At 43.0% G+C, this 13,320-nt stretch carries 13 protein-coding genes; 5 read left to right on the top strand and 8 right to left on the bottom strand.

Translation table 11 applies throughout. The features are described from left to right. Window positions 1-43: 43 nt before the first annotated feature. A complete protein-coding gene (locus RUMTOR_RS04780; protein ID WP_004845993.1) occupies window positions 44-526 on the bottom strand; it encodes a MarR family winged helix-turn-helix transcriptional regulator in 483 nt (160 codons plus the stop codon). A 306-nt stretch (window positions 527-832) separates the two neighbouring features. Between RUMTOR_RS04780 and RUMTOR_RS04775 the strand changes: the two genes are divergently transcribed. The 3 genes from RUMTOR_RS04775 (at window position 833) to RUMTOR_RS04765 (ending at window position 4,006) form a co-directional block, all read left to right on the top strand. Beyond that, entirely contained in the window at window positions 833-1,972 is a 1,140-nt protein-coding gene (locus tag RUMTOR_RS04775) for a glucose-1-phosphate adenylyltransferase (RefSeq protein WP_004845992.1), read from the top strand. Window position 1,973: 1 nt separating this feature from the next. Then, window positions 1,974-3,089, top strand: a complete 1,116-nt coding sequence (gene glgD, locus RUMTOR_RS04770; protein ID WP_009242536.1) for a glucose-1-phosphate adenylyltransferase subunit GlgD — start codon at window positions 1,974-1,976, stop codon at window positions 3,087-3,089. Between the two features lie 179 nt (window positions 3,090-3,268). Continuing rightward, window positions 3,269-4,006 carry a 3'-5' exonuclease gene (locus RUMTOR_RS04765; RefSeq protein ID WP_009242537.1) on the top strand — a complete coding sequence of 246 codons (738 nt, stop codon included), beginning with the start codon at window positions 3,269-3,271 and terminating at the stop codon, window positions 4,004-4,006. 3 nt (window positions 4,007-4,009) lie between these two features. On the opposite strand, the gene RUMTOR_RS04760 is transcribed toward RUMTOR_RS04765, so the two are convergent. After that, entirely contained in the window at window positions 4,010-5,830 is a 1,821-nt protein-coding gene (locus RUMTOR_RS04760; protein WP_004845989.1) for a DUF885 domain-containing protein, read from the bottom strand. Between the two features lie 140 nt (window positions 5,831-5,970). On the opposite strand from RUMTOR_RS04760, the gene RUMTOR_RS04755 reads away from it, so the two are divergent. Beyond that, a complete protein-coding gene (locus RUMTOR_RS04755; protein ID WP_004845988.1) occupies window positions 5,971-6,486 on the top strand; it encodes a spore maturation protein in 516 nt (171 codons plus the stop codon). A gap of 210 nt (window positions 6,487-6,696) precedes the next feature. Next, window positions 6,697-7,350 carry an ABC transporter ATP-binding protein gene (locus RUMTOR_RS04750; RefSeq protein WP_004845987.1) on the top strand — a complete coding sequence of 218 codons (654 nt, stop codon included), beginning with the start codon at window positions 6,697-6,699 and terminating at the stop codon, window positions 7,348-7,350. Window positions 7,351-7,370: 20 nt separating this feature from the next. Here the strand turns inward: RUMTOR_RS04750 and rsmI are convergent, their stop codons facing one another. From rsmI to RUMTOR_RS04720, 6 genes are all read right to left on the bottom strand, one after another. Beyond that, window positions 7,371-8,231, bottom strand: a complete 861-nt coding sequence (gene rsmI / locus RUMTOR_RS04745) for a 16S rRNA (cytidine(1402)-2'-O)-methyltransferase (protein WP_004845986.1) — start codon at window positions 8,229-8,231, stop codon at window positions 7,371-7,373. A 141-nt stretch (window positions 8,232-8,372) separates the two neighbouring features. Continuing rightward, window positions 8,373-9,086 carry a tRNA1(Val) (adenine(37)-N6)-methyltransferase gene (locus RUMTOR_RS04740; protein ID WP_004845985.1) on the bottom strand — a complete coding sequence of 238 codons (714 nt, stop codon included), beginning with the start codon at window positions 9,084-9,086 and terminating at the stop codon, window positions 8,373-8,375. A gap of 10 nt (window positions 9,087-9,096) precedes the next feature. After that, window positions 9,097-9,975: a PSP1 domain-containing protein gene (locus tag RUMTOR_RS04735; protein WP_004845984.1), complete on the bottom strand. Its 879-nt coding sequence runs from the start codon at window positions 9,973-9,975 to the stop codon at window positions 9,097-9,099. A 4-nt stretch (window positions 9,976-9,979) separates the two neighbouring features. Continuing rightward, complete coding sequence (gene holB, locus RUMTOR_RS04730; RefSeq protein ID WP_004845983.1) at window positions 9,980-10,975, bottom strand: DNA polymerase III subunit delta'; 996 nt, start codon at window positions 10,973-10,975, stop codon at window positions 9,980-9,982. A gap of 142 nt (window positions 10,976-11,117) precedes the next feature. Then, window positions 11,118-11,702 (bottom strand): guanylate kinase, encoded by a 585-nt coding sequence (locus tag RUMTOR_RS04725; RefSeq protein WP_004845982.1) that lies wholly within the window; start codon window positions 11,700-11,702, stop codon window positions 11,118-11,120. Beyond that, entirely contained in the window at window positions 11,695-13,164 is a 1,470-nt protein-coding gene (locus tag RUMTOR_RS04720; RefSeq protein ID WP_044997994.1) for an aminotransferase class I/II-fold pyridoxal phosphate-dependent enzyme, read from the bottom strand. The genes RUMTOR_RS04725 and RUMTOR_RS04720 overlap by 8 nt, the downstream gene beginning before the upstream one ends. Window positions 13,165-13,320 lie beyond the last annotated feature (156 nt).

The following is a 13,320-nucleotide window of genomic DNA, read 5'->3' as shown; positions in this document are numbered from 1 at the left end:
GAACTGTTTCCCTCCCGGCACAGTTTCCTTTGATCGGCTTTGATCACACTGCGCCGGCTGCCGCCGTCTTTTGTTTTTCGGTACAGCATTTTTCATCTTCAAACAAATTGGCGGAAATCAGTTCCAGCGTTTCTATACAAACCGCCATTTTTTCATCAGGTATCCCCTGACGGATGATTTTTTCCGTACGATCAATGTTCATCAATACATGTTCTCTGACTTTTTCCGCTTTCTCTGTCGGCACGATCTTTTTCAGCCGCGCATCCCGGTCTTCTGCTTTCCGCAAAATAAATCCGTTTTTTTCTAAAAGCTGTAAGATTCCCGTCGCTGTGGATCTCCGGATCTGAAATTCCGCCTCAACATCCTTCTGGTAAATATCCCTGCTCATTGACTGAAGCAATATGTAATGAAGTACATGCCTTTGCATATTTGTCAAAGAATCCTCTTCCTCATGACAATTCATTCTCCGCTTCAGTTGATGCGAGATCCGATTGATGATCTTTCCTACGTCACACCGCTCTTCCATAATCCATCCTCTTCTCTTTCTGATTTCCGTATCCGCATTTTTCGTATTGACTTTTCCTTTTTTACGAAGTCGTTTGACCTCTGTATTATGCACAAAATTATAATAGTTCGGGTGCTAACAATATAGTATATGTAGCAAAATTTTTAATGTCAATCCTTTTTTCTGTATTATTTTTCAATTTTCTGTATTATTTTATAATTTATACTATTTTGACGAATTTTTTACTATTTCGCACAATAAAGTATGGCATTTTCACGAATAGAATTGTATAATAAAGGGGAGTAAATTATAAGGGAGGACTCAAGCATGAAACAAAATAATATGTTAGCCATGATCTTGGCCGGTGGACGCGGTTCCCGTCTTCATGACCTGACCCAGAAAGTCGCCAAACCGGCTGTTTCATACGGCGGAAAATATCGGATTATTGATTTTCCACTCAGCAACTGTGCCAACAGCGGAATCGACGTTGTAGGCGTATTGACTCAGTACGAATCCATTCTTCTCAACAGCTATGTAGCTGCCGGAAGACGTTGGGGATTGGACGCGAAAGACAGCGGCGTCTATGTACTCCCGCCCCGTGAAAAATCAGATGCCAATCTTGATGTTTACCGTGGAACTGCCGATGCGATTTCACAAAACATAGACTTTATCGACACGTATTCTCCGGAATATCTTCTTATTCTCTCCGGCGACCATATTTACAAAATGAACTATGCAAGGATGCTCGCATTCCACAAAGAGAGTAAAGCCGACGCGACAATCGCAGTCATTGAAGTTCCGATGAAAGAAGCGAGCCGATTCGGTATCATGAACACCGATGAAACAGGACGCATCGTAGAATTTGAAGAGAAGCCGGAACACCCGAAGAGCAATCTTGCTTCCATGGGTATCTATATCTTCAACTGGAAACTGCTTCGCAAAACGCTTCTTGCCGATATGAAGAACGCGGATTCCAGCCACGATTTCGGAAAAGACATTATCCCGGCGCTTCTCAATGACGAGAAGAAGCTCTGCGCTTACAAATATAAGGGATACTGGAAAGACGTCGGAACGATCGACTCCCTCTGGGAAGCAAACATGGATCTTCTTGACAAAAACAATGCACTTGACCTGAACGATCCGGCATGGAAGATTTACACAGAGGACGTAACGGCTCTTCCGCAGTATATCGGCGCCGACGCTGTTGTTGACCGCGCTTTTATCACACAAGGCTGCGTTGTCAACGGTAAAGTTAAAAATTCTGTCCTGTTTACAGGAGCAAAAGTTGCCGAAGGAGCACAGGTTATAGACAGTGTTCTTATGCCGGGGGCAGAAGTTGCCGAAGGAGCTGTCGTTACACGCACGCTCGTTGCAGACGGTGTCAAGATCGGTAAAAACGCCGTTGTCGGAAGCGCTGACAGCAAGAATATCGAACTTGTGGCAAAACGTGTAAAGGGGGATGAATAATATGAACAGAGCTTTTGGAATTATAAATTTTGCCGGAAATCATATTAAAGTAGACGGTCTTCAGGATTTTCGTCCTGTCGGCGCTTTCTCTTTCCTCGGACGTTACCGCATCATTGATTTTCCGATTTCTAATATGAGCAACAGCGGAATTGACAATATCGAAGTATTTATCAGAAGAAAACCTCGCTCCCTTACAGAGCACCTCGGAACAGGCCGCCATTACAACATCAACTCAAAACGCGGCAGTCTGAATATCATGTATACAGAACACGGTCAGATCGGCGACATTTACAGTACCGACATTACCGCTTATATGGAAAACATAGAGTGCCTCGAGGAGATGCCTCATGAATACGTTGTCATAGCTCCGAGTTATATGGTTTACAAAGCTGATTACAGCGAATTTCTCGACGCTCATATCGAATCCGGCGCGGACATCTCTATGATGTATCACTCGGTCGATAACGCCAAAGACGCTTTTTTGAACTGTAACGCTTTGAATATCAACAAACAAAAAGGAGTTCTTGCAATCGAACCGAATCACGGAAATGCGAAAAACCGCAACATTTCCATGGATACATATGTTATGAAAAAAGATCTCTTCATCGAACTTGTTCGCAAAGCAAGCAAAAGATCATCTATGTACACGTTTGCCGACATTCTTGATGAAGAATCCGAAAATCTTGATATTCGTGCGGTATCCCACCGTGGGTTCTTTGCGATCATTAATGATTTTAACGCATATTATCAGGCAAATATGTCTCTTGTAGACCTGAATAATGCCGGAAGTCTTTTCGACAAAGACTGGCCGATCTACACGCACACGAACGATTCCTGTCCGACTCAGTATTTTGAAGGAAGCAAGGTGACTTCTTCTGTTGTTTCCAATGGATGCCTGATCGAAGGAACAGTTGAAAATTCCATCATCGGAAGAGGATGTGTTATCAAATCCGGCGCTATTGTAAAGAATTGTATCATATCTGCCGATGTTGTTATCGGAAAAGGCGTTCATGCGGAAAATCTCGTCGTAGATAAACATGCGCGTCTCATCCGCGGAAAACGTATCATCGCCGCTCCTGAAAAACCGGGATATGTAAAACGAGGCGATAAACTTTAAGTTTTAAAATAAATGAATGTAAACCTTCAAGATTTTCCCTCTTGATTATTCAGGGAGTACATGGTCGAACATGCGTCATGTACTCCCTGCCCCTTTTTCTGGATTTTCTCCATTTTTTCCTGTATAATGATCTGTATCTGAAACTGCTTACATACACCCGAAAAGGAGTACGAACTATAATGTTAAAATCTTATATCGCCTTCGATCTTGAAACAACAGGGTTAGATCCGATGAACAATGAAATTATAGAAATAGGCGCTTTAAAAGTCAGAGACGGAAAAGTCAGCGAACGCTTTATGGAATTTATCAAACCGCAGGAACTCATTTCGCCCGCCATCACAGGCCTAACCGGTATATCAAACGATATGGTCGCATCTGCTCGTCCCGCCCGTTCTGTTATCACAGACTTTATTGATTTTTGCGAAGAAGATATTCTCATAGGTCACAACATCATCTTTGATTACAGTTTTACAAAGTGTACGGCTGCCCGTGAAGGACTTCCGTTTGAAAAAATGGGGATCGATACTTTAAAAATCGCCAAAAAAGTGCATCCCGAACTAGAATCCAAAAGCCTTAGCGCTTTATGCGAACATTATAAAATAGAAAATAAGGCAGCCCACCGCGCTTATTTTGACGCGCTTGCAACTGCCAAATTATATCAGACGCTCTCCCATTATTTTGAACCTGACAATCCAAAGACGTTCAAACCGTCGCAGCTTACATATAAGATCAGGAAGCCTCAGCCTGCCACACCAAAACAGCTTGCTCTTCTTGAACGTCTGACAAAAAATAAAAAAACGTTTTCTCATAATACAGAAGCGTTCTCTTGCAATGCAGAAGCGCTCTCTTATAATCCGGAAACGCTTTCACGAAGCGATGCTTCCAGGCTGATCGACAGATTACTGAAAGGGAATTGATTCTTACATTTTCCACATATAATCTTCAACTATTTCAAACGGCGCAGGTCCGATTTTCAGCACAGCCGAATGAAATTCCTTTTGTAAGAAATCTTTTCCTTTCTCGTCAACCCACATTTTCTTTAATTCAAGGAATTCTACATACCCGATATAGTATTTCAGATAGTTGGCAGGCGAACCGAGGATCAGCTTATAGATTTCGCCGACTGCATCTTTATCTGTAATCCCGTAGTTTTTAAAAAATGCTTCCGTATCTTCGACGCTCCACCCGTCATAATGGATTCCGATATCCGCAAGGGCATAAAGCGCCAGTATGATAGAGGCGTTTTTCTGTAAAAGGGTCGCCTGCTCTTTGGAAAGCCCCATCAGATAATAACTGCCCATTTCCGCATAAGTCGCCCATCCTTCCACATATCCGCCGAAATCAAGAAGACTTCTGATTGGATCAGGATGCGTACTTTCATAATAAATCGTCTGATAAAGATGTCCCGGATATCCTTCATGAGCAAGTGTCGTAAAAAGCGTCATATCGTTTCCCATGCGCGCCCTGTTAATATAGATCACGTTTTGCTGTGAATTATCGATCGCGGGTATCATGTAAAACGCAGGACTTAGATGTTCCTCCATTGCCTCCGGAACATACTTTACTTCCAGCTTTGTCTGAGGCGGTTCCGGAAACGCAGTTTTCGATCCTTCTTTTAACTGTTCCAATATCTGCTCTGCCTTTTTATCTGTGATCACCGCCGCAGCTTCCTTAGCTTCCTTTGTTGTCAGACCGAGCACTTGCTCCATCGCCGTAAGATCTTCGTTTATCTGTCTGCGTGTCAAATCTTTTAGTTCCTCTACCGAACGTCTTGAACCGGTTGACTGCCGGGCAAGAAGTTCGTAATATTCCTTCCCCTTCGGAAAATATACAAGACCTTTTTCATTTTTACCCGATCCTTTGAGCTGTTCCAGTTCCTCCGTCATACGCTCATACGCAGGAAACACATAATCGGATATTGCAAGTGCATTTTCCTGTATATAGTCACTTTTTTCTTTCTCTGTCAATGTATTTAATTCCATCACTCGATCTGCAAACGTCGAATACAAGTAATTTCCGTTCCCCATTTCCAAAAAGGCGCGGCACTGCCCGATCACTGTTTCCACCGCCTGATCCGGCATGAACAAACCCATCTCTGCCTTTTTCTTTTCAAATATCATGATCTCTTCAAAATATTCTTCCGTCTGTCTTACAAGCGCCAGATATACTTCCACATCTTCCTTATCATAAAAACGATATTCTGATAAAACTACCGGAAGCTGTGTCTGCACTCCGCTTACAAGCCCGAGCGGTTCTTCATACATTGTATAATCCGCGCTCTTTTTCATCAGCTTTAACCGATAATTTAAAATGTCATATGTAATCTTATTTTGTACGTTAAGATCATCATAGTTGAATCCAAGAAGAGCCTGACGCATATTTTCCGCCGCCGCCTTGACTGCTTCCGGCTCTCTTTCAAACTGACCGAATGTAGCGTCAGTTGCTTCAATCCCATATTTTTCCGGCGCTTTAAGCGTATAATGCAGACTCACTGTATTTGCCGACACTTCTTTGCAGAATAGTTCCGCCGTGTATTCTTCAAATCTTGCATCTTCACTTTGCCTTTTTCCTGCGCTTTTCGCACCTTTTGCTCCCTGCTTACTCTCCATTGAGCATCCGCCCACTGACGCCACAGAAAATACAAGTATTATAACGAGCAAAAGATTCAAAATTATGAAATATATTCGTTTCTTTTGATTATTATTTACTTTCTCTTTGCCGTTACATTTCCATATCGGCATAATAACCCCCGAATCTTCTTTTACTGCATCCTATGTTATATCCGGCCTTAATATACATTGCTTTTTCTTATTTTAGGAATGGATCTTCCTGCCGTACATATAATCAAATAATCCGTACATTCTGTAAAGGAAGGTTTATTATGCAGCTTCTCGTCTATATTTCAAACTATATTGTTCCGTTCCTTATACTAAGCATCATCGTTTACGGTCTGTCCGCAAAGGTCAATGTTTACGAAACATTTATCAAAGGAGCAAAAAGCGGTTTTTTTACAGTCGTTCGGATCATGCCGACGCTTATCGGACTTATGGCGGCCGTCGGAATACTCCGCGCTTCCGGGTTCCTTGATTTCATTTCCGGTCTGCTTGAAAACTTTACCGGAAGGATCGGTTTTCCCGGCGAACTCGTTCCGCTTACTATCGTAAAAATGTTCTCTTCGTCTGCAGCGACAGGACTCCTCCTCGATATTTTCAAACAATTCGGCACAGACTCCCGTCTTGGTATGATCGCATCGATCTCGCTGTCTTGTACAGAGACAATCTTCTATACGATGAGTGTTTACTTTATGACTGCCGGAATCAAAAAATCCCGCTACACGCTCGCCGGTGCGCTTATCGCTACATTCGCGGGACTTGCCGCAAGCGTCCTCCTCGCATAACCTGAGCAGCATCTAAGTGCCGGTTTTATTTAAGGCTTTGAATATGGTTCGGTTTAAGACTTGAACGTCGGTCCGATTTAAGATTTGAGTATGGCTCGGCTTAAGACTTGAACGTCGGTTCGGTATTTGAACATCGGTTTTTGTTTAGGATTGTAGACCGAGGCGCTTTATGCTAATATATTACTATAATGTGATCATGGAGGTGTTTTTATGGCAAGTGTGACATTAGAACACTTATCGAAAATTTACTCAAACGGTTTCGTCTCCGTCAATGATGTCAGTCTTCGTGTTGACAACGGCGAATTCATTACTCTTCACGGTCCCAGCGGATGCGGAAAATCTACGATCCTCCGCATGATCGGCGGATTAGAGGATATCACTTCCGGTAAGATTTATCTCAGTGATGAATTATTAAACGATATTTTGCCGCGTGACAGACGGCTTGCGATGGCGTTCCAAAATTATACGCTTTACAAGCATTTTAACGCCTACGACAACATGGCGCTCGGTCTGCGTCTGAGGGATTTTCCCCGCAACATTATCGACAGCCGTGTAAACGATGCCGCCAAACTTCTCGGGATTTCAGGAGTTCTGGGGCAGAAGATCAAGGCGCTTTCTGAAAGAGACAAGCAAAAAGTCGCTCTCGGACGCGCGATTGTCTGCCAGCCGAAAGTCCTCCTCGTAGACGAAGATTTTGCGCGTCAAGATCCTGAACGAAGAAAAGAGATGCTTTGTGATATTCTCGAAATTAACGAAGAACTTAAAATTACCGTCTTATATGTAACAAACGATCCTTTGGAAGCCCGCACATTAGGCAAAAAGATCGTATTTATGAAAGACGGCAAAATAACCGATATCGGATAACCTCCGGTATCGGTTATTTTTTAGTTTCCTTCACCACTTTTTAGTTTTTCAAGATAGTTATAAATTTCTCTTTTCTGCACTCCTCGATCTTTTGCGGTTTTCTTCATCGCTTCTTTTTTATCGATTCCCTGCGACAGATAATACTCCATATGTTCTTCGATCGACAGATTACTCCACTTCTTTTGCTCTTCCTGCTCGATCTCTTCACGGCTCAATCCTTCAATTACAAGAACGCACTCCCCTTTCGGAAGATTTTCTTCATAATAAGAAACCGCTTCCAAAAGAGTCGATCTATACACAGTTTCATGCCGTTTTGTCAGTTCCCGGCATACGCTTACCCGCCTGTCGCCGAGCCGCTCTCCCAGCATCTTCAATGTTTTGATAAGACGGTGCGGAGCTTCATACAAAACGATTGTCCTCTGTTCCTTTTCCAGACAACTTAAGACAGCTTCCCGCTCTTTTTTATCTGATGGCAGAAAAGCTTCAAACGCAAATCTTCTTGTCGGAAGTCCCGAGATCGTAAGTGCAGACACACACGCCGAAGCTCCGGGAACAGCAGTAACCGTAATCCCTTCTTCATAACACATACGTACAAGCTCTTCTCCCGGATCGGAGATCCCGGGCGTTCCCGCGTCTGTAATAAGCGCAATATCTTTTCCTTCCAAAAGCTTCTCTATAAGCACTCTTCCTTTATCAAATTTATTGTATTCATGGTAGCTCGTCATCGGCGTTTCAATCTCAAAATAATTCAAAAGCCTAATGCTGTTACGTGTGTCTTCCGCCGCGATAAGATCTGCCTCCCGAAGCACTCGAAGAACTCGAAATGTAATATCTTCTAAATTCCCGATGGGCGTCGCACACAAATAGAGAGTTCCTGCCATCTTTCCCTCCTGTTTTTCTCTTCGTCTCTTTTTGTTTTCTGTTTTCTTTTCTTGTTGTCTATTTTTTTATTTCTTTATTTGTTTTTTCATTTCTTTTTTATATCTTTTTAATTCTTATTTATTTTACCTTTTCATTTCTTTTTATTTATAAATCACAAGCGGCGGTTCTACCGTGATACGCGGCTTTGCCCCGCGTACGCCTTCTATCATTACCATCGTCGGCTCTTTATCAAGATACGGATAAATAAACTGAATCCGTTTCGGCTCAATTTTATAATAATTCATTTTAATCATAATCTCCGTCAGCCTGAATGGACGGTGTATCATATAAAATCTTCCCTTATCCTGCAAAAGGCGCATACTCTCCCGCAAAATATCATCAAGTGAACAAAGCACCTCATGCCGTGCGATCGCCTTGGCGTCCGCCGGATTGCGAAGTCCGTGATCTGCGATCATGTACGGCGGATTTGTCGTGATCACATCAAAAAAGGCCGGCTTAAATATTTCCGCCGCCTCTTTGATGTCGCCTGTCACAATATCCACTTTATCTTCTAAACCGTTATAGTCTACACTTCTTCGAGCCATCTCTGCCATCTCCGGCTGAATCTCCAGACCTGTAAAATGACGTCCCTGCGTCTTTTCAGACAACAGTATCGGTATAATCCCGTTCCCTGTTCCCAGATCAAGAGCCCGCTCCCCCGCCTTTATTTTCACAAAATCCGAAAGAAAAACAGCATCTACGCCAAAACAGAATTTCTTCGGATCCTGAATCAATTCAAGACCGTTAAGCTGCAGATCATCCAGTCGCTCGCCCGGAAAAAGAACCGCTTCTTTCCCCTTCTTTTGTCCGCTCATATGCCGCTACCTACTCCTTTTCAAGTTCCGCAAGCTGCTTCATCTCTTCTTTTGTAACTTTCTGTTTCTTTCGTCTCGGTTTAAATTTCAGCTCATCCGCCATATATTCTCTGATCTCTTTCTCATCGTTTTCCAAATTTACGATTACTTTTACCAATCTGCGCAGAACGCTCAATGAATGGACAACTCCTGTAAGTCCGTCTTTTGTCGTAACCGCATCCCCGACTGACGGAAGCTGGCTGTTAAGCATCTCATACGTCTCTTCTTCATTCGTCAGACAACACATAAGCCTTCCGCACACACCTGATATCTTCGTCGGATTCAGAGACAGATTCTGTTCTTTCGCCATCTTAATCGACACAGCGGAAAATTCAGTCAAATATGTGCTGCAGCAAAGCGGCCGCCCGCAGATACCGATCCCCCCGCGGATCTTCGTCTCGTCACGCACTCCGATCTGACGAAGTTCGATCCTTGTGCGAAATACTGCGGCAAGATCTTTTACAAGCTCTCTAAAATCAATTCTTCCGTCTGCTGTGAAATAAAATAATATCTTATTCCCATCAAAAGTGTACTCAACGTCGATTAATTTCATTTCCAGTCCATGCTTACGGATTTTTTCAAGGCAGATCTTAAACGCCTCTTTTTCTTTCTGTTTGTTTTTATTTACAACTTTCTGATCCTGCTCAGTCGCAATCCTGATCACTGATTTCAACGGCTGGATCACATCTTCTTCGGCAACTTCTTTTACTCCGCTTACAACTCGCCCGAACTCTACGCCGCGGGCAGTTTCCACGATCACATTGTCGCCTTGCTTAATATCAAACTGTCCGGGAGAAAAAAAATAAATTTTCCCGGCAGTACGAAATCTGACTCCGATTACTTTTACCATTTTGTCAATTCTCCTTTATCGTCAGCAGGAGCAGTTCCATCGTCAGCTCAAAATTTACATTCGCTTTCATTCTTGCCTTTGCCTTTTCAAGAGAATCGAGAATATTTTCAATCCCCTCGTATGAGCTCTTCTTCGCCCGCTCCCGAATATATTTCATCTGATCGGAAAACACGACCCGATCCACACTTCTTGTTGCTTTATAGATCAACACATCTCTGTACCATATCGCGATCATATCAAGATAATCGCTGATCTCCATCTTATATATCATGCAGCGTTTTACCGCTTCCATCAGATCCGGAACTGTCATCTCGTCGATATTTCTCAGCAAATGTACAACTTCCTCTTTAATCTCATTGAAATATTCGGAGTTTGCCAACATGATCGCCTTCCCCATATTTCCCTGAGCAAAAGCAACGCAGACATCTGCTTTATAATCCGGCACTTCCAACTGCTCCATGAGATATTTTTTCACGAGCTGATCTTTAATATTGCGAAGCTTCATCATAACACATCTTGAACGGATCGTCGGAAGAAGTGTCTCCGCATTCTCCGTCAGAAGCATGATAACGGCATACTCCGGCGGTTCTTCGATTGTTTTCAAAAGCGCGTTCTGCGCCTCCACGCTCATCATATCCGCATCTGCTATAATATAGATTTTATATTTGCTGCTGTACGGCCGGATCATAATATCGTCATTCACCTGCGTACGGATATCTCCTACTCCGATCGTATTCGGTTTCTCATGCATGATCCGGATAATATCCGGCTGATTTCCGCCTGCCGCCTGCCTGCACGAACGGCATTTTCCACAGGCGTCGCCGTCTTCATCCCGGTTTTCACATTGCAGGCTCATGGCAAACAAATTCGCAAGCAGCTTCTTCCCTGAACCTCTCTCGCCATTCAAAATATACGCATGAGAAACTGCGTCCGCAGTCACTGCGTTCTGAATGTACTTAATAATATTCTTATGTCCTACTACGTCTTTAAAACCACTCATCCATATCACCTGCACTCTTAAAATTAATTTTCCAAAATGCCTCTCAGAAGACGTTTCCCTTTCAAGACATACTCCTATTGTACTACAATTTTAAATTAAAAGGTATTACAAAAGAGTGAAATCTCATAAAAACTGATAAAATCTATCTTATTTCTTCAATATATCTTTGTATTTTATTCAGACACTCTGTGAAATCTTCATTGCCAAACCGCTCTGTAATCCCGCTTTTGATAAGATTTTCTTCCGAAAAGTCCTCCTCGTCCGCAAGAAAACGGCGGCACATCTCCGCATATTTCGGCTTCTCCTGTCTGCGTTCCCGCTCAAGCGCGCGGGCAAGCCGCAGTCCGTCTTCCACTTCGAGATAAACCGGCACGATCGCCTCCTCTCCGAAATATTCCCGCAAAGCCTGATATGACACGAGCGTTCCGATCAAAAGATAATCTGCGGCGCTTAGATCGATCTGCCCGTCATCCGCAGTAAAATAAGTCCATATTCCGCACTTTGTGTTATAAGACCGGGACTCTATCACCTTCCCGTCCTCCTTCATCGCACGAAACTGTTCCGGATCCACAAAATAATATTCGACGCCGTCTTTTTCGCCTTCTCTGATCGGACGGGTCGTATAGGGAACAATCAAACGAAACTCTTTATATTGCTCTTTTAACTTTTTATAAACAGTATCCTTTCCCGAAGAACTCTTTCCCATCACACAATAAATTTTACCCATTTATCAATACCTCAATCTTTCCTTTCACCTTTGTTCCCTCAATCCGAAATCCCATTTTTTCATACTCGGACATCTCTTCCGCTATTTTCTCTGAGATCCGTTCTCCCGGAACGATCAGCGGGATCCCCGGTGGATAAATATAGGCATATTCTGCCGCGACCTTTCCGCCGCACATTTTCCATTCAACAGATTCGCATCCCTTTTTTAAACGCTGTCGTTTCGTCTCGCTCGGACTATAGATATATATATTCTTCTGATGATCCCGTTCTTTCTTGTCCTTCAATATATATTGATATGTATCTGAATCCTGCACTATATATCGCGCCAGAGAATTATTTCTTTCATACTTATCTCTTTTTGCAAGTTCGCCGTCAATTTCTTCCAATGCAGACACAAGGCGCTCCATCCCTTCGTCTGTATCTGCCGGCGAAGTCATCAAAACAACGTATGAGCCTGATGCCATCTCCGGTTGTAGTAAATATTTATCTTTCAAAACGTCATATAATTGTTTTCCTGTAAACCTATTTATGTCTTCATCGCCATGATTCCCAACCGCAGTTACTATCTTCGACCTGTCATACTTCTCCGTCTCAATCAGTTTCAACACAGAAAGCCTGCTTATTCTCTTTCTTACAGATTCCAGACGCTTCACATAATTGTCAAAAACATCTGAGCTTCTCTCTCCCACGAAACGAACACACTCGTCTATTCCTGCCATAAGTATATATGACGGACTGCTCGATTGAAGCATATGGACGTACTCTCTGATATCCGTTCTGTTAGCCAGCTCTCCATTCATATGAAGCAGCGCAGTCTGAGTCAACGACGGAAGCGTCTTGTGCAGACTATGAATAACGATATCTGCCCCTAAAGTATTACTGTTCTTTGGAAAATACGGATGGAACCCGAAATGTGCCCCATGCGCCTCATCCATGATCAATGGAATGCCCTTTTCATGAACAATTCCGGCAATCCGCTCAACATCCGAAACAACGCCTTCATACGTCGGAGATGTAATGACAACAATCTTCACATTCGGATTTTCCTCAAGAATCCGCTTAACTTCACCGGGATTTATTGCTCCGTTTTCAGGATAAATATAAATCGGATGAAGTTGGTTCATAAAGACTGCGTTATAGACCGATTTATGACAGTTTCTTGCCATTAAAATACAATCTCCCGAGTTTGTGCTTCCCATAACCGCACTCAGCAGCCCGACTGTGCTCCCGTTCACAAGGTAATGCGTTTCCTCCGCATGATATACGCACGCCGCATACTCCTGCAGTTCCTTCAGTATCCCCTCCGAATGATGAAGATCGTCAAATCCGTCGATTTCTGTGATATCCAGTTCATATGGAAGTTCTGATCCAATCAGCGCAGTATTCCTTTTATGCCCCGGCATATGAAACGGATAATAACCCGTGTTCGCATATTCCTTTAATTTTCTATATAAATGCTCCATCATATCCCTCCGGTCACCCTGTCCTCTGTACATCGGTTCTTTTCTCTTGTTTCTTTACATCGTCATATCACTGCTTTATTCTAACACAGAGCTTTATGATTGACTATGGCTATATACAAAAAAGCAGCGGCATCCTCTGCCGCTGCTCTCATTTCC

Source organism: [Ruminococcus] torques ATCC 27756, from assembly GCF_000153925.1.
In the GTDB taxonomy this organism is placed as follows: Bacteria; Bacillota; Clostridia; order Lachnospirales; family Lachnospiraceae; genus Mediterraneibacter; species Mediterraneibacter torques.
Note: the sequence above shows the minus strand (reverse complement) of the source record. Positions and strands in the feature narration are given on the sequence as shown.